We start from the raw sequence: 23,399 nt of genomic DNA on the forward strand, positions 1-23,399 counted from the left end.
TCCCGGCCGTCATGACGACGGACGGGAGGCGCGCTGGAGGACGAGCGGTCAGCTCCGGCGGCGGCGGACACCGCGTGCCAGGCGCGACAGCCCGAGCAGCAGGAACCCGAGGACCACCAGGCCGCCGGCGGCCGCGGCGAGCGGGGCGACGTCCGCGCCGGTGAAGGCGAGGTCACCGCCTCGCGTGCCCTGGCCGGTGGTGCCGCCAGCGGTGCCGCCACCCACCCCGGAGCCCGGCAGACCGGTGCCTCCGGTGCCACCCGTGCCGGGGAACCCGGGCGTACCCGGCTGACCGGGCGTTCCCGGCTGACCCGGCGTGCCCGGCTGGCCGGGCGTTCCCGGCTGACCCGGCTCGGTCGGCTGGCCCCCGACCGCGGCGTCGACCATGACGGTCCGCACCTGCGGGGCAGACGTGACGCCACGGATCGTCTGCGTCGCGTTCAGCCGGTGCGTCCCCACGGGCAGCCGGAGCACGACCGACCAGGAGCCGTCCGCGTCGGCGGTCGTCGTGACCGGGGTCCCGTCGCCCGCCCAGACCGTGACGGTCGCGCCGGGCTCGGCGGTCCCGGTGACGGTCCAGTCGACCCAGCCCTCATCACCGGCGGTCTGGTGCTGTCCCGGCATCGGCGAGGTGACCGCGATCGGGTCCACCGCCTGGACCACGATCGTCACCGTCGGCGCCTGCGCGTCGACCCCGTTGACGGTCTGCGTCGCCCGGATGGTCCAGTCCCCCTCGGGGACCCGGTCGAAGGACACGCTCCAGTCGCCGTCGTCGTCCGCGGTGGTGGTGCGCACCTGACCGTCGGACAGCGTGACGGTGACCATGACGCCGGGCGTCGCGTGGCCGGTGACCCGGAACGACCCGGTGTCCTCCGGCCCGGTGGCCGCGATGAGCTGCCCGCTGGTGGGCGAGGTGATCACCACGTCGCCGGGCTGGGCCATCACGACCCGGACGTCGACGGTCACGGGGTCGGACGTGCGACCTCCGACCGTCTCCGTCACGGAGACCGTGTGGGTGCCGGGCGACACGTCGTCCAGGGTGACCGTCCACGAGCCGTCGGCGCCGGCGACGGTGGTGACCGTCCGTCCGTCGAGCTCGACCGTGACGCTCGCCTCGGGCTCGGCCGTGCCGCTCACCGGGACCGTCGCGGTGTCACCCGTGACCGGGAACACCTGGCCGTCGGTGGGGTTCGACACGGTCACCGGCGTCGCGGCGACCACGGAGAACCCGACCTCGGGGGCAGCGCTGTCCCGACCGTCGACGGTCTGCGTCGCGGCGATCGTGTGGGCTCCGGTCCCGATGCCCGGCACCGTGACGCGCCAGGCGCCGTCGGTGTCGGCCGTGGTCGTGACCGCCGTGCCGCCGTCGACCGTCACGGACACCGCGGCGCGTGCCGCTGCCGTGCCCGTCACGACCACGTCGGTCGGGCCGCCGAGCACGCGGTACACGGTGCCCGCTGCCGGCGAGGTCACGACGATGCTCTCCGCGTCGGCGACCACGACGGTGAAGCCGCGGCCGACCGGGTCGGAGGTCGTGCCGTTGACGACCTGCGTCACCGACAGCTGGTGCGCTCCGGCGTCGAGGCCCTCGAGGGTGGTCGTCCAGCGGCCGTCGGTCCCGACGGGCACTGCGACGGGGTCGCCCCCGTCGGCGACGACCATGACCGTGGCGCCGGGCTGCCCGGTGCCGTTGACGACCACGTCCGTCCCGGTGGTGCCGGCGGGGACGGTGATCGTCGAACCGGCCGCGGGGGCGTTGATCGCCAGGGTGGTGGCACCGGCGACGGTGAACCGCGAGGTGACCGGGCTCGACGTCGACCTGTCGACGGTCTGGGTGGCGCGCACGGTGTGGCGCCCCGTCCCGACCCGGGCGAAGTCGACCGACCACGTGCCGGCGTCCGTCGCGGTGGCGCTCCGCTCGGTGCCGTCGTCCAGACGGACCCGGACCGTGGCTCCGACAGCGGCAGCACCGCTCGCGGTGACCGTCGTGGTGGAGTCGTCCTGAGCGACGCGGATCGTCGACTGGTCCGCGGGGACCGCGATCGTGAGCGGGTCGGCGACGACGACGTGGACCGGCACCGTGACCGGAGCGGACCGTGTGTCGCCGATGCGCTGCGTCACCGACACCACCGGGTCCCCGGCTCCGACGTCCGTGACGTCGACGGTCCAGCGGCCGTCGCGGTCGACGGTCGTGGACTCGCTCCGGCCGCCACCGAGGTCCACGACGACGTTCGCGCCGGGCTCCGCGGTCCCGCTGACGCGGATCGTGGTGGTGGCGCCGGCGTCACCGACACGGAACTCCGCGTCGGCGGTCGGTGCGGTGACCCGGACGGGTGCACCGGCGACGACCTCGAAGGTCGAGGCGACGGGTGCCGTCGAGGTGGACCCGCCGACCGTCTGCGTGACGCTGACGTCGTGGTCGCCGACGCCGAGACGCGGGACCTCGACCGTCCAGGTGCCGTCCGTGCCCGCGGTGACCTGCACCGGGTCGCGGTCGTCCACCGTCACGGTCACGGTGGCGCCCGGCTGGGCGTCACCGGCGACGACGACCGTCGTGGTCTGGTCGCCGTCGGCGACCGTGACCGGCTCGTCGGCGTCGGGCTGGCGGATCGTCAGGTCGGCCGCGGCCACGACGTCCACGGGGCGTTCGACCGCCGCGCTCGTCGTGCCGTTCACCGACTGGGTCACCGAGGCGGTGTACGAGCCGGTCGGCACGTCCTGCACGGTCCTGTCCCACGAGCCGTCGCCCCGCACGGTGGCGGTCGCGGAGCCCCCGGCACCGAGGTCGACGGTCACGGTGGCGCCGGGCTGGCCGGCCCCCGCGAAGTCGACGTCGGTGGTGGCGTCGTCGTCGGCGACCGTGACGCGGGTCGCACCAGCCGGGTCGGTGACGGTCAGCCGCGCACCGGCGACCACGGAGACCGCGACGGGTCCCGCTGCCGAGGTCTGGCCGGCGAACCGCTCGGTCGCGGTGACCCGCAGGTCCCCGACGGGCCGGTCCTGGAACGTCCACGTCCAGGCACCGTCGTCGTCCGCGGTGACGGTGTGCGTGGACCCGTCGGAGAGGCGGACCGTGACGGATGCGCCCGGCTGCGCCGAGCCTCCCGTCCGCACGTCAGCCGTGCCGTTCGCGTCCGCGACGACGAGGCGGGTGCCGTCCTCCGGCGTCGTGATGGTGACGTCGTCGGCTGCCTGCACCGAGACCGTGCGGTCCGGACTGGAGGCCGTGGTGCCGGCCACCGTCTGGGTCGCGGTGACGGGCTGGTCGCCCACCGGCACGCCGGTGAAGGTGACCGTCCAGTCGCCGTCGGCGTCCGCGGTGGTGCGCAGCTCGTCGTCGCCGAGCCGCACCGTGACGGGGGCGCCGGCCGCGGCGGTGCCCGAGACGGTGACGTCGCGCGTGCCGTCGTCGCCGATGACGTACAGGACGTCGTCGGCTGCCGGGCTCGTGACCGTCACCGGGTCGGCGGCCGTGATCGTGACGGTGCGGGCGACGGCGGCCGAGGTGGCGCCGCCGAGGGCCTGCGTGACCGACACCCGGTGGTCACCGACGGCGAGGTCCGGGAACGTGACCGCCCACGTGCCGTCGTCGCCGACGGTCACGGTCTGGCGCGGGGCTCCCGGGGTGGTCGCCGTGACGGACGCGCCGGGCTGGGCGGTGCCGGAGACGGTGACGTCGGTGGTGACGTCCTCGCCCGCGACGGTGGTGGTGTCGTCGGCACCGGGCGTGGTGATCCGGACCGGGGCCGCCGTGACGACCTGGAACGTGATCGGCAGCGCGCTGATGTCGACGCCGTTGACCGTCTGGGTGGCGTTCACGGTGTACGTACCGGTGGGCGCGAGGTCCCGCGCGGTCACCGCCCAGTCGCCCGTGTCGGGGTCGGCCGTCGTCGTGAGACGGCTGCCGCCCACGGCGACCACGACGTCCGCACCGGGCTCCGCGGTGCCGGTGATCCGGACGGCCGTGGTGGCGTCCTCGTCGACCACCACGAACCGGAGGCCGGTCGGCGGGGTGTCGATCGTGATCGCCCGGCCGGGCACGACGGTGAAGTCGCGGCTGACGACGGGACCGTCCGTCGCGTTCACCGTCTGCGTCGCGGTGACGGTGTGTGCACCGATCGGGAGCGCGGTGCCACCGGTCGTCGGGGCCGTCCAGCGGCCGTCGGGGCCGGCGGTGACCACGATCGGGTCGCCGTCGTCGAAGCGCACCGTGACGGTGGCGCCGGACTCGGCCGAACCGCTCGCGATCACGGCGGCCGTGCGGTCGCCGCCCGCGGGGACGGCCTGCTGTGCCGTCGGGGTGTCGATCTCGAGCGCGGCGCCGGTCTCGACGGAGAAGTCGCGGTCGATCGCGGTGCTCGTGGCGCCGTCCACGGTCTGCGTGACCGAGGCGGTGTGATCGCCCGTGCGGACCGCCGGCAGCGTCACGCGCCAGGTGCCACCGTCGGTGGCCGTGGTGGTGACGGGGTCACGGTCGTCGAGGACGACGCTGATCGCCGCCCCGGGCTCGGCGGTGCCGGTGACCGGGACGTCGATGCGCGAGGAGTCCTGTGCGACCGTGGTCGTCGCTCCCTGGGTCGGGGCGGTCACGGCGAGCGGCGCGGCGGTGCGGACCGTCACGACCTGCTCGAGGACCGGCGAGGTCGTGCCGTTGACCGTCTGCGTCGCCGCGATGGTGTGCCGGCCGACGGGGACGTCGCGGACGGTGACCGTCCAGTCGCCGTCGTCGTCCGCCGTGGTCGTCGCCGTCAGGTCGCCGCCGAGGTCGACCGTGACGTCGGCACCCGCCTCCGCCGTGCCGGTGACCGGCAGGTCGGTGCGCTGGCCGAGCACGGTGACGACGTCGCCGTCGGCCGGGTCGGTGATGGCCAGCGGGTCGCCTGCCGTGACCGCGAAGGTCGAGGTGACCGGGCGGGACGTGGAGTCGCCGACCGTCTGCGTGGCCGTGACGGTCCGGGGACCGACGGGGACGCCGCGGAAGGTGGTGGTCCAGGCGCCGTCCTCGTCGGCGGTGACCGTGGCGACGAACGCGCCGCCGATCGTGACGTCGACGCGGGCCTCGGGCACTGCAGTGCCGCGGACCGTGACCGGCGTGGTCGACGACGCGTCGGCGACCACGATCGTGCTGTCGTCCGCCGGTGCCGTGATCGTCAGCGCCGGAGCAGCGGTCACCGTGAACGCGCGGGTGACCGCGGCGCTCGTGGAGGTGCCGACCGTCTGGGTGACCCGTGCGGTGTGGTCGCCGACGGGCACCCGCTGGAGCGTGGTCGACCAGGAGCCGTCGGCGTCCACGGTGGTGGTGGCCGTGCGACCGTCACCTGCGTCGACGGCGATCGTCGCACTGGGCTGACCGGCGCCCGAGACGCGGACGTCGCGCGTGGCTGCGGCGTCGGCGGCCGGGAACTCCTGCCCGGCGGTCGGGGTGGTGACGGTCAGCGCCGCTGCCTGGACCACGCGGAACGTCCGCGTGACCGGGGCGGACGTCATGTCCCCCACGGTCTGCGTGACGCTCGCCGTGTGGGTGCCGGCGGGGACGCCGGGAACGGTGACGGACCACGCGCCCGTGCCGTCGGCGGTGCCGGTGGCGGTGCGGCCGTCACCGAGGTCGACGGCGATCGTGGCGTTCGGCGTCGCCGAGCCCGTCAGGGTGACCGGGGCCGAGGCACCGGCGACGGTGAAGGTCTGCCCGGCGGTCGGCGTGGTGATGGTCAGTGCCCGCTGGGCGACGACCTCGAAGGTCTGGGTCGCGGTGCCGGCCGCGGTGCCACCGACGGTCTGGGTGGCCGTGGCCGTGTGGGTGCCCGTCGGGACCATCCCGACTGCGGTCGTCCAGGTGCCGTCCGCGGCGACCGTGGCCGTGGCGGTGCGGCCGTCGCCGAGGTCGACCGCGACCGCGGCGCCCGGGTCGCCGGTGCCGCTGACCGTGATCGACCGGGTGGCGGTCGCCGTCGGCACGCTGAAGGACTGGTCGGCCGTCGGGGCGGTGATCGTCACCGGTGCGATCGCTGCCGCCCGCACGGTGGAGGTGGCCAGGTCGACGGTCGCCACGTCTGCGCCGGGCAGGATCGACAGGCGGAGGGCGTGGACGCTGCGGGTGCCGGCGTCGGTCCCCCGGCGGTCACGGAACCCGGTCGTGGTGTCCTGCGCGTTCACGGTCAGGTCGATCACCTGGCGCAGCAGCAGCACGACGGGCGAGAGCAGGCGCGACACCGCGGTGGTCGTCGCGGTCAGCGTGGTCCCGAGTGCGGTGAGGGCGTCCCCGGTGAGGAGCGGCCCGGCGACGGCGCGGACGCCCGGGATGAGCGTGGTGGTCACGACCGGCGTGACGACGGGGACCAGCGCGGAGCCGAGGAGCCCGAGGCCGGAGGCGGTCACCACCGGGGTGCCGGTGGTCGTGCCGAGGACCTGCCCGAGCGTGGAGGTCACGTTGACGACGAGGGGTGCGACCGGCAGTCCGAGCAGCGTCGCGTTCGCCGTGACGCGGATCGAGATCGCCGTGGAGTTGATCGTGTTGACCACGGCGGTCTGCAGCGCCGTCGGCAGCTGGCGGCCGAGGATGTCCGCGATCGCCGTGTTGATCGACGTCACCGCCTGCTGCGTCAGCACCGGCGTGTTCGCGGGCTGGCCGTTCAGCGCGGTGAGCTGGTCGAGGTCGACCGTGACCGCGCCCGTCGACGGGGTGAGGGTGACCGCCCCGGAGGTGAGCGGCTGCGCGAGGACCTGCGTCAGCGTGTCGTCGAGGTTCAGGTCGACCGTCGCCCGCACGGTCGTCCCGTTGAGGGAGATGACCCCGAGGGACGACAGCGCCCCGGTGAGCCCGGTCGTCAGCTGCCCGGTGAGGCCGGAGAGCGCGCCGTTCGCCCCGAGGGTCGAGTTCACGCCGGAGGAGAACGTGCGGAGGTCGCTGCGGAGCGACGTGGTCAGCCCGGCGACCGCCGGGCTCTGCAGGCTGAGCTGCGCGTCCGCGATCCGGTAGTCGCTCGTGGTGGTGACCGTCGAGCCACGCGCGGCGGAGATCGTCGAGGCCAGTGCCCCGACGGTGAGCCGGCCGTCGGCGAGCACCGATGCGTCCGCCCCGACGCGGGAGAGCAGCGGGTTCAGGTTGACGGTCGCGCTCGACCCGTTCGTGCCGGAGCCGACGCCGATCGCCCCGTTGCCGGTGATGACCCCCGAGGACGCCGTGGCACCGGTGGCCGACGTCGTGGCGTACTGCCCAGCGGCCCCGAGCCGGAGGATCCCGTTCGGCCCGAGCAGGTCGATGTCGTTCCCGAGGTCGACGTTCAGCGCGTTCAGGGCCGTGACGTCGAGCGGCTGGCTCGTGGTGCCGCCACCGCTCGTCGCGCCCCGTGCCGAGTAGGCGCCCGCGAGCTGCGCCAGGGTGTCGACGTCGACGATGCCCGATCCCCCGAGCAGGACGCCTTCGCCCTCGGTGCGGTCCGTCTGGGCCGCCGCCGCTGGCTGGATCGCCACGGTCGCGGCGATGAGCGCGGTGACCGTGGCCACGACGCCGCTGCGGAGCAGCAGTCGTCGGTCGTCGGCGGAGGGCCGTCCTGTCCTGTCGCCGGTCCCGTGCGTTCGGGTACCACGAAGCGACACGTGCTTGCGCATGTGTGTTCCTCATCCTGACGGGCACGCCCGCCACCTGATCCTCGGATTCCCGCCGGTGGTGAGCCGGAGGGGCTGATCCTCCCGATGGTTCGTCGGGAGTGGTCGGAACCCTGGTTGGTGGTTCCTGGGATGATCTTCACACACGATCGGGACGTTGTCCCGCCCGGACATGAAAAAGACTCCTCACGCACCCGCCAGAGCCAGGTTGCCCTTGCTGCGTTTCCGCCCTGGGGGAGTTGGCCTGGATGGCGTCACGTGAGGAGCCGCCGAGAAGTCTACCGGATCACAGGGAGCAGGATTGACGCCATGAAGATCGCCATCGCCGGAGGACACGGCCAGATCGCCCTCCTCCTCGCCCGACAGCTCACCGACGCCGGACACCAGGCGCTCAGCATCGTCCGCAACCCCGCGCACGTCGCCGACGTGGAACAGGCCGGTGCGCGGGCGATCGTCGCCGACCTCGAGCAGCTGGACGACGACGACCTGGCGCTGCGCCTGCGCGGGGTCGACGCGGTGGTCTTCGCCGCAGGAGCGGGACCGGGCAGCGGGGCCGAGCGGAAGCTCTCCGTCGACCGCGACGGTGCCGTGCTGCTGGCCGACGCCGCCGTGCGGTCGGGCATCGAGCGCTACGTGATGATCTCCGCGATGGGCGCCGACACGTACGACGCCACCCGGGCCGTGGTGCCCGCGCAGGACGAGGACGCCGTGTTCCAGGTCTACCTGCGCGCCAAGGCCGAGGCCGACGCGAACCTCCGGGCGCGCCGCCTGCGCTGGACGATCGTGCGCCCCGGCGGGCTGCTCGACACCCCGCCGCAGGGCACCGTCACCGTGGGCCGCACCGTGCCCCGGGGGTCGATCCCCCGCGCCGACGTCGCCGCGGTCGTGGTGCACGCGCTGCTCGACGACACTGCGGTGGGCGTGCAGTTCGAGGTCACGAGTGGCAACACGCCGATCCCGGCGGCGCTCGCGGCGCTGGGCTGACGCGGGCGGCGCTCCCCCGCGAGACGCCGACGCCCCCGGTGCGCGACGTCGGCGCGAAGAGGGTGAGACGACAGCGCGACTACAGCGCGACGGCCGCCGACTGCCGGGCGATCTCGAGCTCCTCGTTCGTCGGGATGACCAGGACGGCGACCCGCGAGGAGTCCGTCGAGATGAGGCGGGCGTCCTTCGCGTGCAGCTCGTTCCGGTCGTTGTCGATCTCGATGCCGAGGTGCTCCAGCCCGGCGAGCACCCGACGACGCAGCAGCGCGTTGTTCTCCCCGACGCCCGCGGTGAAGACGACGGCGTCGAGCCCGCCGAGCTGCGCGGTGTACGCCCCCACGTAGCGGCGGATGCGGTGCCGGTAGACGGCGAGCGCTGCCTCGGCGGTCTCGTCGCCGTCGATCGCCGCGGCCTGCACGTCGCGCATGTCGCCGTTGCCGGTCAGACCGAGCAGCCCGGACTGCTTGTTCAGCATCGTGTCGAGGTCGTCGAACGACATCCCGGCCTCACGGTGCAGGTGGATCAGCACGGCCGGGTCGAGGTCCCCGGACCGGGTGCCCATGACGAGGCCCTCGAGCGGCGTCAGCCCCATCGAGGTCTCGATCGACCGGCCGCCGTCGATCGCCGCGGCCGACGCGCCGTTGCCGAGGTGCAGCACGATCGTCTTCAGCTCCGACAGCGGGCGGGCCAGGAAGACGGCCGCCTGCTCGGAGACGTACTTGTGGCTCGTGCCGTGCATGCCGTAGCGGCGGATCTGGTACTGCTCGGCGAGGTCGGCCGGGATCGCGTACGTGTACGCGTGCGGCGGCATCGTCTGGTGGAACGCGGTGTCGAACACGGCGACGTGCGGCACGTCGGAGAACACCTGCTTCGCGGCGCGGATGCCCTCGAGGTTCGCGGGGTTGTGCAGCGGCGCCAGGCTCGACAGGGCCTCGATCTGCTGCTCGACCTCGTCCGTGACGATGGTGGCGGCGTCGAAGGCCGTGCCACCGTGCACGACGCGGTGCCCCACGACCGACGGCGGGTGCTCGTCGAACGACGGCCCCACCTTCGCGAACGCGTCGATCATCGCCTGGAACCCGGCGGCGTGGTCGGGGACCGACGCCGAGTCGTTCGACGAGGACTCCCCCGTCAGCGCGTTCGTGTGCTTCCACGCACCCGTCGACTCGCCGATGCGCTCCACGAGTCCGGATGCGAGCTCGCGCTCGCCGTCGAGTTCGATGAGCTGGTACTTGAACGAACTCGATCCGGAGTTCACGACGAGGGCGGCGGTCACGATGGCTCGCTTTCTGTGCATGGCCCGGGGGCCGGTCTGGAGGCTCGGGTGGCGTCCGGCGCTCAGCGAGCGCCGGGTGCGGTGTCGGTGGGCACAGCGGGGTCGGTGGGCACGGCGGTGTCGGTGGGTGCGGCGGGGTCGACCGGCGTGCTGCCGTCCGTCCGCGCGGTGCCGGCCTGGATCGCCGTGATCGCGACGGTGTTCACGATGTCGCTGACGAGCGCCCCGCGGGACAGGTCGTTGATCGGCTTGCGGAGCCCCTGCAGCACCGGACCGATCGCGACCGCACCGGCGGACCGCTGCACTGCCTTGTAGGTGTTGTTGCCCGTGTTGAGGTCCGGGAAGATGAAGACCGTCGCGTGGCCGGCGACCGGCGAGTCCGGCATCTTCGTGCTCGCGACCGTCGGGTCGGCGGCGGCGTCGTACTGGATCGGCCCCTCCACGAGCAGGTCCGGTCGGCGCTCCCGCACGAAGGCGGTGCCGGCGCGGACCTTGTCGACGTCGGCTCCGGAGCCGCTGTCCCCGGTCGAGTAGCTCAGCATCGCCACGCGGGGTTCGATGCCGAACTGGGTGGCGGTCTCGGCGGAGGAGATCGCGATGTCCGCCAGCTGCTCGCTCGTCGGGTCGGGGATGACCGCGCAGTCGCCGTAGACGAGCACCCGGTCGGCGAGCGCCATCAGGAACACGCTCGACACGATGGACGTGTCCGGACGGGTCTTGATGATCTCGAAGGACGGCCGGATGGTGTGCGCCGTCGTGTGCTTCGCGCCGGACACCATGCCGTCGGCGAGCCCGAGCTGGACCATCATCGTGCCGAAGTACGAGACGTCTGTGACGGTGTCGCGGGCGAGCTCGATGCTCATGCCCTTGTGTGCGCGGAGCGTGGTGTACTCCTCCGCGAAGCGCTCGCGGAGCTCGGGGTCGAAGGGCGACACGAGCTGCGCTGCCTCGAGGTCGAGACCGAGCTCCGTCGCCCGCGCCCGGATCGCCGCCGGGTCGCCGAGGATCGTGAGCGTGCAGACCTGCCGCTGCAGCAGGGTCGAGGCCGCGCGCAGGATCCGGTCGTCGTCGCCCTCGGGCAGCACGATCCGCGTGCCGTACTCGCGCGCCCGGTCGAGCAGCCCGTGCTCGAACATCAGCGGCGTGACGACGCCCGACGGCGTGACCTGGAGGCGGGCGAGGAGCGCGTCGGCCTGCACGTGGCGCTCGAACAGCGACAGCGCCAGGTCGGCCTTCCGCGGGGAGTCGGCCGCCAGACGCCCACGGGTCTGCGTGATGCGCAGTGCCGTGTCGTACGTGCCGAGGTCGCTGCTCGCGATCGGCAGCGAGCTCGACAGGCCCTCGAGCAGCCGGGTGATCTGCGGCGCGGTCTCGAACCCGCCGTTGAGGATCACGCCGGCGAGGCTCGGGAACGTGTCCGACTGGTTCGCGAGGAGCGTGGCGATGAGGACGTCGTTGCGGTCCCCCGGCACCACGACGATGCCGCCCTCGATCAGCCGCGGGAGCACGTTCTCCATGCTCATGCCCGCGACGACCGTGCCGAGGGCTTCGCGGTCGAGCAGGGCGTCGTCGCCGCGGACCAGCGTGGCCTCCGTCGCGGCGAGCAGCGCGCGCACGGTCGGCGCGACGAGGACCGAGTCCTCGGGGATCGCCCACACGAGGGTGTCGGGGTGGTGGTCCTGCACGGCTGCGGAGACACCGTCGCAGATCGCGGCCAGCGCCTCCGGGTCGGCACGGTTGACCACGATGCCCAGCAGCTGCGCGTGCGCCGCGCGGAGTTCGCTCGTCGTGACGTCCGCGACCTGGCCCATGTCGGCAGGCGTCCTCGCAGCGCGTCCGGCCGAGTCCCGCCCACCGAGGACGAGGAGCACGGGGGCACCGAGGTTGGCCGCGACCTTGGCGTTGAAGGACAGCTCGGTGGGGCTGCCGACGTCGGTGTAGTCGGAGCCGAGGACCACGACGGCGTCGCACTGGCGCTCGACCTGGGCGAAGCGGCCGACGATCGTGGCGAGTGCCGCGTCGGGGTCGGCGTGGACGTCGTCGTACGTGACACCGACGGCGTCGTCGTAGGACTGCCCGGCGGCGGTGTGCTGGAGCAGGAGCTCGAGCACGTAGTCGGGTTCCTCCACCGAACGGGCGACGGGCCGGAACACGCCGACGCGTCCGACCGTGCGGGCGAGGGTCTCGAGGACACCGAGCGCCACCGTGCTCTTGCCCGTGTGTCCTTCTGCTGACGTGATGTAGATGCGGGTCGACACCGCTCCAGGCTAGCCGTGCCGCTGCCGTGCCCTCTGGGAACGGATCGACCTGTGGACGGCGGTGGTCGTCCACACCCCAGAAGACCTGTACCATGGGGTGTCGTCATCGCGAGACGGCACCAGGAGAATTCGCCTAGTGGCCTATGGCGCACGCTTGGAAAGCGTGTTGGGTGCAAGCCCTCGGGGGTTCGAATCCCCCATTCTCCGCCACGAAGAACCGCACGACCGAGAGCGCACGAGTCCACCAGGGCCCGTGCGCTCTCGGTCGTTCCGGAGCAGGTCCGGCGCTGATCCGGCGCTGATCCGGCGCTGATCCGCGACGATGACGTGTCACGGTCCCCCACCCGGTGGACCACGATGAACCCCGGTTCCCTGGTGCTCCCCCAGAAGGGTGGACAGACCTGTCGCAGCGGCCGCCCCCTCCCCTATGCTGCCGGTACGACGCACCCGAGGGACGGTTGCATCGTGCACACGCAGACGGCAGGGGCGCCGTCCCGGAGCGCTCCCGACGGCGCGCCTCGGGTGCACCCGAGGGGACGAGGAGACGGCCGTGGGGGAGACGACGGCGACGACGGCGGGTCCGGAACCGGTGACGTTCGACGTCCTGGTCCGTCCCCGGGTCGCACTCGTGCGGTCCACCGCGCTCAGCATCGTGTTCTCGGCCGTGCCGCTCGCGGTCGCCCTCGTCTGGGTCTCGTTCCCGCTGCGGCTCTGGGCGCTGGTCGCCACCGTGGTCGTGCTGCTGGCCGTCGCCGCCGGCGTCGTCTTCGTCCGGCTGCGGTCCGCGTTCGTCGGGATCAGCCACGACGGCGTCATGGTCCGCGGCGTGCTGTCGGCGAAGCGGTCCGTCGGTCGGTCCTGCGTCGAGCGGGTCGTCCTCGCCACCACCTTCGGCAGCTCGGTCGACCGGACCACCCGGGTCCTCGTGGCGTACGGCCCCGACGACCGGCACCTCTTCCGGATGCGCTCGGACGTGTGGGGTGACGCTGGGCTCGACCGGGTCGTCGACGCCCTCGGGGTGCAAGTCACGGAGCTGACGCGCCCGTTGCCCGCGCGGGACTTCGCCCGGCGCTACCTGCCGACGCGCTCAGCCGACCGCCGGAAGCCCTGCTGACCACAGCGGGCACGCGGCAGCCCTGCTGACCACGGCCGTCGACCCGACGCGGTGACCCTGCCGACAGCTCAGCGTCGGCGGCGCAGGGTCGAGAAGATGCCCTGCACGACCTCCTTGGCGATCGCCTGGCCCAGTCCCCCACCGAGCAGGTCGGACAACGAGTCGCCGGCCCTCCGGGACGACGAGGTCCGCGACCGCGACGTCGTGCGACCACGTCGCTGCGCGGCCGTCCGCTCGGCCCGTTCGAACTCGCGCTGCGTGCGCTCGTACTCCCGCTGCGCGGCGGTCTGTTCCCGGGCCTCCCGCTTCGCCTGCGCGGCGGCCTCCTTCGCCTCCGCGGCGGCGACCCGGGCGGCTTCCCTGGCCGCGTCGGCCTCGGCTGCTGCTGCCTGCTCCGCAGCGTCAGCGGCGGCCGACTGTGCCGCCGCCGCCTCCATCCGGCGCGCGAGGACCTCGCGCGCGGAGTCGGGGTCGACCGGGGTGCCGTACGTCGTGAGGAGCGGGGAGGCGGCGACCCGGGCCTCCATCTCGTCTGCCGGCATCGGCTCCATGGACCCCTGCGGTGCGCGCAGTCGGGTCCACGCCACCGGGGTCGGAGCACCCCGCTCGTCCATCACGGTGACGATCGCCTCACCGGTGGCCAGGGACGTCAGCACCTCGCCGAGGTCGTACTCGCTCGTGGGGTAGGTCGAGACCGTGGCGCGCAGGGCCTTGGCGTCGTCCGGGGTGTGCGCGCGGAGCTGGTGCTGCACGCGGGAGCCGAGCTGCGCCAGGACGTCGTTCGGCACGTCCTTCGGGGTCTGCGTGACGAAGACGATGCCGACGCCCTTCGACCGGATGAGCCGCACGGTCCGGACGATCTGTTCGAGGAAGTCCTTCGACGCGCCGGTGAACAGCAGGTGCGCCTCGTCGAAGAAGAACACGAGCTTGGGCTTGTCCTGGTCACCGACCTCCGGCAGCTCGTTGTACAGGTCCGCGAGCAGCCACATCAGGAAGGTCGAGAAGACCTCGGGCTGGTCCTGCACCCCCGGCACCTCGAGCAGGCTCACGATGCCGCGACCGTCCGCCGCCGTCCGGAGGAACACCTGCGTGTCGATCTCCGGTGCACCGAAGAACCGGTCGGCACCGCGGTCGGCGAACGTGACGAGCTCCCGCAGGATGACACCGGCCGTCTGCTTCGACAGTCCCCCGAGGTCCGCGAGTTCGGGCTTGCCGTCGTCGCTCACCAGGAAGGTCAGGACGCTCCGCAGGTCGGCGAGGTCGACGAGTGCCAGCCCGGCCTGTTCGGCGTAGTGGAAGACGAGCCCGAGCGAGGACTCCTGCGTGTCGTTCAGGCCGAGGACCTTCGCCAGCAGCAGCGGCCCGAACCCGGACACGGTCGCTCGGATCGGCACGCCGGTCCCCAGGCCGCCGAGCGAGTAGAACTCCGCCTGGCTGGCGGCCGGTGTCCAGTCCTGCCCGATGCCCGACGTCCGTGCCAGGAGCTTGTCGGAGCCCTGCCCGGCGACCGCGAGCCCGGACAGGTCGCCCTTCACGTCCGCGGCGAACACGGGGACGCCGTTCGCGGCGATCTGCTCGGCGAGGAGCTGCAGCGTGCGGGTCTTCCCGGTGCCCGTTGCGCCGGCGACCAGGCCGTGCCGGTTCAGCATGCCGAGCGGGATGCGGACCTGGACATCGGGCAGGGCGTCACCGTTGACCAGGGCGCCGAGTTCCAGCGCCGTCCCGGTGACCGCGTAGCCGTCCCGGATGGCCGCGACCGCGTCCGCTCCGAGCGGCCCGACGGGAGGCTCGGTGTCGGCCGTCGGCACTGCCTGCGGACCCGGTGTGGTTGCGTCAGGCGCCGTGGGGACCGCCTGGGCCAGTGCCGCGGCGAGTTCCTCGGCGCGAGCAGCTGCTTCGTCCGCGAGGCGTCGTGCCTGGTCCGCCGCTGCCCGCGCTGCCTCGGCCGCTGCCCGTGCCTGGTCCACCGCGTCGCTCATGCGCTCAGCCTAGGGACGCCGCCGACCCCGCGGTACGACCTGTGGAGAAGTCGCCCGACCGACCTCAGTGCGACAGCGCCGGCACCGTCCGCGGTCGCACGACGAACCACAGCAGCAGGATCGCGACCGCCGCTGTCGAGGCCATGACGCCCGCCATGGGTGCAGCATGGGTGATCCCGAGCCACCCGACGATCGGCGAGATGAGCCCGGCCACGCCGAAGTTCAGCGCACCGAGGACCGATGCGGCGGTCCCGGCCTCTTTCCCGTGGGAGGCGAGCCCGATGACCTGCACGAGCGGGAACGAGAACCCGCACGCGGCGATGAAGAACCAGAGCGGGACGAGGACCCCGACGAGCCCGGCGCCGAGCAGGTCGAGCACGATGATCGCCGTCGACGCCAGGAACAGCGTGGCCGTCGAGCACGCCAGGATCCACTGCGGACCGACCCGCTGTGCGAGCCGCGCGGAGATCTGCACGCCGAGGACGACCCCGACCGAGTTCACCGCGAAGAGCAGCCCGTACTGCTGGGCGTTGAGGCCGTACACGCCCTGGAACAGGAACGGCGAGGCACTGAGGTACGAGAACAACCCGCTGAAGACCATCGCCCCGATGAGCGCGACGCCGACGAAGATGCGGTCCGAGAAGAGCGCACGGTAGCGCTGCCCCATGGTCGAGTGGCCCGCCTCCTGACGACGGGCCGGCGGCAGCGTCTCGACGATGAGCAGGATCGACGCGATGACGACCGCCAGGCCGTAGCACGCGAGGAAGACGAAGATCCCGCGCCAGCTCGTGAACCGCAGCATCTGCGACCCGATGAGCGGAGCCAGGATCGGTGCGAGCCCGTTCACCATCGCCAGGCGCGACAGCATCCGGACCAGGGGCTTCCCACCGAACAGGTCGCGCACGGTGGCCATCGCGACGACACCACCGGCAGCGGCGCCCATGCCCTGCAGCACGCGGAACAGCCCGAGCACCTCGATGTTCGGCGCCGTCGCCGCCCCGATCGACGCCGCGATGTGCACCGTCGTGGCGATGATCAGCGGCAGTCGGCGGCCGACCTTGTCGCTCCAGGGCCCGACGAGCAGCTGCCCCGCCGCGAACCCGAGCGTGGTGGCGGTGAGGGTGAGCTGCACGGCGCCGTCGGTCACCCCGAACTGCTGCTTCAGCGCCGGGAACGCCGGCAGGTACAGGTCGATCGTGAACGGACCGAGCGCGGTGAGGGCGCCGAGGACGAACACGTAGACGAGACGTTGGGCGCGGGAGAGCGAGTCCCCCGGGTGCAGGATGACTCTCAGCGAGCCGGTGGTGGCGGGCGCGGTCACGACAGGTCCTTCGGCGATGAGGGGTGGTTGCGAGTGGTGATCGCGGCCACGCTCGAATCGATTCGGCCGCGGTACCATCCTACGCACCGAGGCCCGACCGCGACACCGTCACCCGACCTGCGGTAGCGTCGGCATGCTCGGGAGCCCGGGCGACCAGCACGGAAGAGGGGGTGGGCGTCATGGTGGACGCTCGGATCCTGCACACCACGGCTGCCCTGCGTGAAGCGATCCTGCGACTCGCGGCGAGCCGGCCGGTGTCCGAGATCACGGTGGCGGACGTCACCCGCGCGGCCGGGATCAACCGGGCCACGTTCTACTCGCACGCCGTCTCCCCCGGGTCGCTGCTCGCCGACGTGCTCACCCCCGAGCTCGACGACATCCGTGACGAGGACGCGACCGCCCGCCGCACCGCCGCGGAACAGGGCGCGGACGCCGAGGAGCTGGCGGCCATCACCCGCCGTGGCATCAACGCGGTCGTCGAGCACGTCGTCACGCACCGGGACATCTACACCCGGGCCCTGCCGGACCCGAACGACGGCTCGCTGCACCGGCTGCTCGTCGAGCACTTCACCGTCTCGAGCGTCCGGCACATCGAGGCGCTGGACGCCGCCGCGCGTCCGGAGATCCTCGACGACGTCGCCGCCGGCTTCGTGGCGCAGGGCTTCGTCGGTGCGATCGAGGCCTGGCTCGCCGGCCCCCGACGCTCCCGTCGGGCCCTCGTCGACACGATCACGCGGTCCTTCCCCGCGTGGTGGAGCTGACACCCCCGTCTCGGACGCCCGCTCCGACCACGCACGGTGCACGGTCACTCGCCCCGTGCGAGGTCGACCACCCCGTGCGACCCGCCAGGCCCGCACCGGGTGGCCGACCTCGCACCAGCGCGCACCAGCACCCACGCACCACGTGACGGACGGGAGGCTCGGTGCCAGCTGGCATTTGGGCCCACGCCGGCCGGTTCCGGACCGACGCGCCAGCGGCGGGCCGGTCGTGACCGGTGGGGAGCCTCCCGTCCGTCACGACCCGGCCCTGCGCCTACCGGCGCGCCACCGCCGACAGCCCACGGAACGAGACCGCCCCGAGACCGGTGACGTCGTCGTAGCCCGTCGCCGTGGTCAGCGACGTGTCGTGGTCGAGCGTCACGAGGAAGTCGTGCCCCGAGGTCGCGCTGGTGTACGCGAGCGCGATCGGCGACGCCGGCGGCGTGACGTCCGAGAACGACGCCGGGACGGCGCGGTACGTCGCGTACAGCGTCGGGTTCGCGAACCCGAGCCGGGTGTTCGTCGACTGCTGCACCAGCGCGGACAGCGCCGCCGTGATCGGCGAGGCGAGGGAGGTGCCGCCGTACGTCTCGTTCTCGAACGCTCCGGTGGTCAGCTTCGCGTCGTCGGTGATCGGACGGATCCCGATCGAGAAGCCGGTGTACGGGTCCGCGAGCGCCGCCAGGTCGGGCGACACGCGCTTGCCGTTCGCGAGCCCGGCCGGCACGACGCCGCGCTGGTACGCGGGCTGGTCGAAGAGCGTGCTCCGCCCGCCGCCGGCTCCGCCACCGACGATGCCACCGGGGAGCGGCGTCGTGTAGACGTTGCCGCGCGGGCTGGTGACGATCTGGTCGAGCAGGTCGCCCCACCCGGTCTCGTACGTCTTGTGGCCGTCCTTCGCCACGCCGAGGCTCGTGCCACCGACCGCGGTCACCCAGGGGCTCGACGCGGGGAAGTCGGGCTGGGCGCTGCCGAGCGAGGCGGACTCGTCGCCGTTGTCACCGCTGGAGAAGTACAGTCCGATGCCCTCGCCGGCGGCCTGGATGTGCAGGTTCTCCTGGCCGCGGATGCTCGCGAGCGGCAGGTTCTCGCCGACGTCGCCGTAGCTGTTGCTCACGAGGTCCGCGAGCCCCTGGTCGAGGATCCGGGACATCGCGACGTCGAGGCCACCACCGCAGTTCGTGCCGCCGACGTAGAGGATCTTCGCCGACGGGGCGACCGCGTGCACCGACTGGACGTCGAGGGTCTCCTCGCCCTGCCACCCGCTCGGCTGCTGGCACAGCGCCTGGTCGGTGAACTGCGACTGCGCGGGGATGCGCTGCTCGAAGGTCGCACTCGTCAGCGCGGGCTCCCCGTGCTGGGCGGAGTAGCTGTCCGTGTCGTGGATGATCGACGGCGAGGCGTACGCGTCGATGACCGCGACGGTCTGCCCCTGGCCCGAGACGCCCTGCTTGCCGAGTGCGTCGACGCCGTACGCCGACCGGATCTGGTTCGGCACGTAGCCGCAGGCGAAGGTCGGGACGCTGGTGCGGCCGTACGCGGCGGGCACGGTCGCGGTGTGCTGGCCGTCGTAGGCCGAGCACGTCGCGTTGATGCCGGTCGGTGCAGCCGCCTGCTGCCGCAGGTTCCGGGTCGGCGTGGAGGACGCCGGCGTCTCGCCCTGCTGCACGAGCTCCGGGTGGGTGAGCAGCCGACCCTGGTCGACGCTGACGCCGCTGACGAGTCCCGCGACGGACGCGGGCAGGCTCGGCGCGGTCGACGGGGCGACGAGGGTCTGCTGCGCGTGGCGGTAGGCGTGCAGGGTCGTGCCGAGGACCGAGTCCACGACCGAGGCCGACCCGCGGAACACGACGAACTCGTGGCTGGCGGGGACGCCGGTGATCGACAGCCCCTGGGCCCGCAGGAACCCGGTGACCTGGTCGACGTCGCTCTTCGTCGGGGCGTACGCCGCGATCCACGCCTTGGGACTGAGCGGCTTCCGGTAGCGGCTGGTCCCCGGGGTCGAGACCGCGGTCGCCAGGGCCTCGGCGCCCGCCTGGTCCTTCAGGGGCAGGTACACCTCGCCCTCGACGTCGGTCGACGCCGCGACGGTGCCGGTGTCGTCGGCCGCGGTGGCCCACGTGGGAACGGAGTCGGGCAGCACGTGGCGGGTCGCGGCGTCGGCGGGACCGGCGGCGAACAGCACGGCGCCGATGGTGCAGGCAGCGGTGGCGAGGGCGAACGCGGTGGTCCGGGGCCTCGTGGACAGGATGGTCGAGCGGGGAGTCGGTGGGCGTCGGTGCACGTCGGGGTCCTCTCGGGGGAGCCCGCCGCGGGAGGGCCGTCCGCGCGTGCGACCGGTCGTTCCCAGCGGCTTCGTGGGCTGCGGTGAGCTGACTGTAGTGAGCATGTGGAACCAGTTGACAGTCAGTGGTTCCACCGACGGACGACGTCACCCGGACGGGGGTCGGAAGCTGTCGCCCTGCTCAGCGTGGACTCCCGGCGTTCCGCGGCACGGCGGCGTGCCAGCTGGGTCCGCGCCGAGAACACGGGGCCCGGGCTTGCGCCGGTCGGCGCGACCAGACGACGGACGGGAGGCTCCCCAGCAGCGGGTGGGGAGCCTCCCGCCCGGTGCGTCCCGGCCACGCGACCCCGCGATGTGACGGGGTCGGCGTCAGTCGGTCGGTGGTTTCGTCCCGCGCTGCAGCGCCTCGATGACGGCGACGGCGCGTCCGACGAGCGCAGCGTCGGAGTCTCGGCCCTGGACGCGGTAGTCGGAGGAGATGCCGTCGCCCCCGGTGCCGGTGGCCGGCAGCGGGTCGCCGAGCGCGACGACGACGACACCGGCGTCGTGCGCCGTCTGCACCTCGTCGGTCAGCGCGTCCGGGTCGGCGGCCTCCACCAGGAGGGCCTTCGCGCCGTCCCGCACGAGTTCGCGGATGGCCGAGGCCTGCGACGACGCCGGGTCGGTGGCGCTGGCGACCCGGACGTCCGGACGGAAGCCCGCGGCCGTGAGGTCCTCGCGGAACCGGTCGGGCAGCGCCACGCCGCCGGAACTCGCCCCGGGCGTCGCGTCGGCGACCAGCAGGACCACGCCGACGACCGCGTGCTGGTCGAAACCGCCGTCGGAGCTCGTCAGGTCCGTGCTCTTCACCGGGGTCGGCGCCATCGAAGTCGTCCCCGTGCACCCGGCGAGCACGGCGACGGCGCTCAGCGCGATGGCGGCGGCCAGGATGCGGCGCACGGTTCCTCCTCGTCGTGGGTCCCCCACGCTACCCGGTCCCCGGTCCCCGGTCCCCGGTCCCCGTTACCGTCGGCGCTACCCGGTCACCGAGGACGGCGCCGGGACCGGACCGAGGCGCCGGACCGCGGCCAGCCCGACCAGGGTGATCACGATCATCGCCGCGAAGACCAGGGCGAAGGCGACGGGGTGGTCCCGACCGCCGGCAGAGGTGAAGAGCAGCCCGGCGACGGCGAGCCCCACCACGCTGCCGGCGGCGTCCGCGATCGTCAGGGCCGAGCTGGCGAAGCCGTCGTCGCCCTCGGTGGAGAACCGCAGCGTCAGCATCGAGGTCCTCGGGTAGGCGAAGCCCATCCCCGCACCGCCGACGAACCACCCCGCCACCAGCACCCACACGGGCAGGTCCCACGCGGCCACGGCGAGGGCGGCCACCAGGCTGACCAGCACGAGCGTCAACCCGATGCCGAACACGCGGGCGGCAGGCAGGCGCTGCTCCCCCAGCCGGCCGTTCAGCCAGCTCGCGCTCGCCCAGCTCAGCGCGGAGACGGTCAGCGCGAGCCCGGCGTCCGAGGCCGACAGGCCGTGCTGGGCCTGGAGCAGGAAGGGGACGTAGGCCTCGCTGCCGAAGAACCCGGCCGCGAGCACCCCGCGGAGCAGCACCACCGACGGCAGCCCCGGACCCGCGGTCAGCGTGCGGCGCGGCAGGAGCGGACGGAGGGCGAACCACGCGCCCACGATCCCGACGACGACCGCCAGCACGCGGAACACGACGGGCAGGTCCGGGGCGACGTTGAGCAGCAGCACCGCCACGGCAGCGGCGACGGACCACCCGATGCGGGCGCGCTGCCACGGCGGCCGGAGCTCGGGCGCCGGCGGGCGGAGGTGCCGGAGCGTGGGCACGAGCACGGCGAACGCGACGACCGCGATCGCGAGGGCACCGGCGAAGACCCAGTGCCAGCTCGCGAGCTCGGTGACGTACCCGGCGATGGCAGGGCCCACGAGCGCCGGGACCACCCACGCGGCGGCGAACCCGGCGAACACCGGGCCGTGCAGGTCCTCCGGGAAGACGCGGGCGACGAGCACGTAGAGGACGACGTCGATCGCACCGGCGCCGAAGCCCTCGACCAGGCGCCCGGCGAGGAACACGGGCATCGTCGGCGCGAGCATGACGACGGCCGTGCCGATGGCGAAGAGCATCGCCGACACCCACGCCACGACCCGGCCGCCCGCGCGGTCGGTCCAGTTGCCGGCGAGCACCATCCCCGGGACACCGGCGGCGAGCGGGGCGGCGAAGCTCAGCGAGTAGAGGGTCTCCCCGTGCAGATCGCGGCTGATCACGGGCATGATCGTCGTCATCGCCAGGTTCTGGAACGCGGCCACGCCGACGATGGCGACCATGCCGATCGTCGACAGCGCGTACCGCCGGCTGAACAGCGTGGTGCGCGTCGCCGTCGTCGCGCGTCCGTCGGTGGTCACCGGACCATCGTAGGAGTGGCCGGGGACACGGCCGCGCCAGCGGGCTCGGCTGGCGGGCTCCGCTGGCGGACTCGGTCAGCGGGCTCAGCCAGCGGGCGGGCTCGGCCAGCGGGGTCGGCCAGCGGGCTCGGCTGGCGGGCTCCGCTGGCGGACTCGGCCAGCGGGCTCGGCGGGCGGGCTCGGCTAGCGGGCGAGCGCTTGCTGCACGTCGGCGACCAGGTCGCCCGCGTCCTCGATGCCGACCGACAGGCGCACGACGTTCTCCGGCACGGCCAGCTCGGTGCCCTTCACCGACGCGTGGGTCATCTCGCTTGGGTAGCCGATGAGCGACTCGACGCCGCCGAGCGACTCCGCGAGCGCGAACAGCTCGGTCGACTCCGCGAAGCGCTTCGCCGCCTCGGGTCCCCCGGCGAGCGCCACGGACAACATCCCGCCGAACCCGCGCATCTGGCGGGACGCGACGTCGTGCCCGGGGTGGTCGGCGAGTCCCGGGTAGAAGACGCGCTCGACGGCCGGGTGCTGGACGAGGGCCTCGGCGACGGCCTGCGCGTTCTGCGAGTGGCGCTCCATCCGGACGGCCAGGGTCTTGATGCCGCGGATCGTCAGCCAGGCGTCGAACGGCGACGAGATCGCCCCGGCACCGAACTGCAGGAACTGCACCTTGTCCGCCAGCTCCTGGTCCTTGAGCACGATCGCCCCGCCGACGACGTCCGAGTGCCCGCCGAGGTACTTCGTGGTCGAGTACGCCACCACGTCGGCGCCGAGCGACAACGGCTGCTGCAGGTACGGCGACGCGAACGTGTTGTCGACGACGACGAGGGCTCCGGCTGCGTGCCCGACCTCGGCGAGCGCTGCGATGTCGGCGATCTTCATGAGCGGGTTCGTCGGCGTCTCGACCCACAGCACGGTCTTCTCGGGCGCGCCCTCGAGCGCACCGCGGACCAGGTCGAGGTCGCTCATGTCGACGACGACGAGCTCGACGCCCCACGGCACGTGCAGGCGGCTCACCAGGCGGTGGGTGCCGCCGTAGACGTCGTTCCCCATCACCACGCGGGCGCCGGGGGCGAGCGTGGCGCGGAGCAGGGCGTCCTCCCCGGCCAGGCCGGAGGCGAACGAGTACGCCGCCACGCCGCCGTCGAGGTCGGCGAGCAGGGTCTGCAGCGAGTCACGGGTCGGGTTCGCGGACCGCGAGTACTCGTACCCGTTCCGCATCTGCCCGATGCCGTCCTGCACGTAGGTGGAGGTCAGGTGCAGGGGCGGGATGACGGCGCCGGTGGTGGCGTCGGGGTCCTGGCCGGCGTGGACGGCGCGGGTGCTGAACTCGGTCATGGTGCTGTTCTCCAGGTCAGGAGCGGACGGGAGGCTCGGATCGCGTCGGGCGCGCACGGATCGGTGGGTGCGCTGCCGC

12 protein-coding genes, 1 tRNA gene and 1 other RNA gene are annotated in these 23,399 nt (G+C 73.4%); 4 read left to right on the forward strand and 10 right to left on the reverse strand.

The window, feature by feature from the left end; all coding sequences use genetic code 11:
- Positions 1-48 precede the first annotated feature (48 nt).
- On the reverse strand, positions 49-7,608 hold the full coding sequence (locus ITJ68_RS14475) for a choice-of-anchor G family protein (RefSeq protein WP_194662170.1): 7,560 nt from the start codon (positions 7,606-7,608) through the stop codon (positions 49-51).
- 171 nt (positions 7,609-7,779) lie between these two features.
- Positions 7,780-7,876: signal recognition particle sRNA small type (gene ffs / locus ITJ68_RS14480), an RNA gene on the reverse strand.
- Positions 7,877-7,914: 38 nt separating this feature from the next.
- Between ffs and ITJ68_RS14485 the strand changes: the two genes are divergently transcribed.
- Positions 7,915-8,589 (forward strand): NAD(P)H-binding protein, encoded by a 675-nt coding sequence (locus tag ITJ68_RS14485; RefSeq protein WP_194662172.1) that lies wholly within the window; start codon positions 7,915-7,917, stop codon positions 8,587-8,589.
- 79 nt (positions 8,590-8,668) lie between these two features.
- Here ITJ68_RS14485 and ITJ68_RS14490 read toward each other — a convergent pair whose 3' ends face one another.
- Positions 8,669-9,865 (reverse strand): acetate/propionate family kinase, encoded by a 1,197-nt coding sequence (locus ITJ68_RS14490; protein ID WP_194662174.1) that lies wholly within the window; start codon positions 9,863-9,865, stop codon positions 8,669-8,671.
- 62 nt (positions 9,866-9,927) lie between these two features.
- Positions 9,928-12,123, reverse strand: a complete 2,196-nt coding sequence (gene pta / locus ITJ68_RS14495; protein ID WP_194662175.1) for a phosphate acetyltransferase — start codon at positions 12,121-12,123, stop codon at positions 9,928-9,930.
- Between the two features lie 122 nt (positions 12,124-12,245).
- On the opposite strand from pta, the gene ITJ68_RS14500 reads away from it, so the two are divergent.
- Positions 12,246-12,333: transfer RNA gene (locus ITJ68_RS14500), tRNA-Ser, on the forward strand.
- Between the two features lie 340 nt (positions 12,334-12,673).
- Positions 12,674-13,237, forward strand: a complete 564-nt coding sequence (locus tag ITJ68_RS14505) for a hypothetical protein (RefSeq protein WP_194662176.1) — start codon at positions 12,674-12,676, stop codon at positions 13,235-13,237.
- 68 nt (positions 13,238-13,305) lie between these two features.
- On the opposite strand, the gene ITJ68_RS14510 is transcribed toward ITJ68_RS14505, so the two are convergent.
- Both ITJ68_RS14510 and ITJ68_RS14515 read right to left on the reverse strand, forming a co-directional pair.
- Positions 13,306-15,216: a helicase HerA-like domain-containing protein gene (locus ITJ68_RS14510; protein ID WP_194662177.1), complete on the reverse strand. Its 1,911-nt coding sequence runs from the start codon at positions 15,214-15,216 to the stop codon at positions 13,306-13,308.
- A gap of 64 nt (positions 15,217-15,280) precedes the next feature.
- The gene (locus ITJ68_RS14515; protein ID WP_323743329.1) at positions 15,281-16,537 is read right to left on the reverse strand and encodes a multidrug effflux MFS transporter; all 1,257 of its coding nucleotides are present in this window, start codon (positions 16,535-16,537) and stop codon (positions 15,281-15,283) included.
- Positions 16,538-16,716: 179 nt separating this feature from the next.
- Between ITJ68_RS14515 and ITJ68_RS14520 the strand changes: the two genes are divergently transcribed.
- Positions 16,717-17,298, forward strand: a complete 582-nt coding sequence (locus tag ITJ68_RS14520) for a TetR/AcrR family transcriptional regulator (protein WP_194662178.1) — start codon at positions 16,717-16,719, stop codon at positions 17,296-17,298.
- Positions 17,299-17,569: 271 nt separating this feature from the next.
- Here the strand turns inward: ITJ68_RS14520 and ITJ68_RS14525 are convergent, their stop codons facing one another.
- The 4 genes from ITJ68_RS14525 to ITJ68_RS14540 form a co-directional block, all read right to left on the reverse strand.
- Complete coding sequence (locus ITJ68_RS14525; RefSeq protein ID WP_323743330.1) at positions 17,570-19,579, reverse strand: S53 family peptidase; 2,010 nt, start codon at positions 19,577-19,579, stop codon at positions 17,570-17,572.
- A 369-nt stretch (positions 19,580-19,948) separates the two neighbouring features.
- Entirely contained in the window at positions 19,949-20,518 is a 570-nt protein-coding gene (locus tag ITJ68_RS14530; protein ID WP_194662180.1) for a substrate-binding domain-containing protein, read from the reverse strand.
- 75 nt (positions 20,519-20,593) lie between these two features.
- Positions 20,594-21,991 (reverse strand): MFS transporter, encoded by a 1,398-nt coding sequence (locus ITJ68_RS14535; protein ID WP_194662181.1) that lies wholly within the window; start codon positions 21,989-21,991, stop codon positions 20,594-20,596.
- Positions 21,992-22,174: 183 nt separating this feature from the next.
- Complete coding sequence (locus ITJ68_RS14540) at positions 22,175-23,320, reverse strand: cystathionine gamma-synthase (RefSeq protein ID WP_194662183.1); 1,146 nt, start codon at positions 23,318-23,320, stop codon at positions 22,175-22,177.
- Between the last annotated feature and the right edge of the window lie 79 nt (positions 23,321-23,399).

The sequence above is a fragment of the Curtobacterium sp. VKM Ac-1395 genome (genome assembly GCF_015350975.1).
In the GTDB taxonomy this organism is placed as follows: domain Bacteria; phylum Actinomycetota; class Actinomycetes; order Actinomycetales; family Microbacteriaceae; genus Curtobacterium.

Excerpts from the sequence above, each read along its gene's own strand:
- ITJ68_RS14540 (WP_194662183.1), bottom strand. The coding sequence starts at position 23,320 with ATGACCGAGTTCAGCACCCGCGCCGTCCACGCCGGCCAGGACCCCGAC.
- ITJ68_RS14485 (WP_194662172.1), top strand. The coding sequence starts at position 7,915 with ATGAAGATCGCCATCGCCGGAGGACACGGCCAGATCGCCCTCCTCCTC.
- ITJ68_RS14520 (WP_194662178.1), top strand. The coding sequence starts at position 16,717 with ATGGTGGACGCTCGGATCCTGCACACCACGGCTGCCCTGCGTGAAGCG.
- ITJ68_RS14510 (WP_194662177.1), bottom strand. The coding sequence starts at position 15,216 with ATGAGCGACGCGGTGGACCAGGCACGGGCAGCGGCCGAGGCAGCGCGG.
- ITJ68_RS14475 (WP_194662170.1), bottom strand. The coding sequence starts at position 7,608 with ATGCGCAAGCACGTGTCGCTTCGTGGTACCCGAACGCACGGGACCGGC.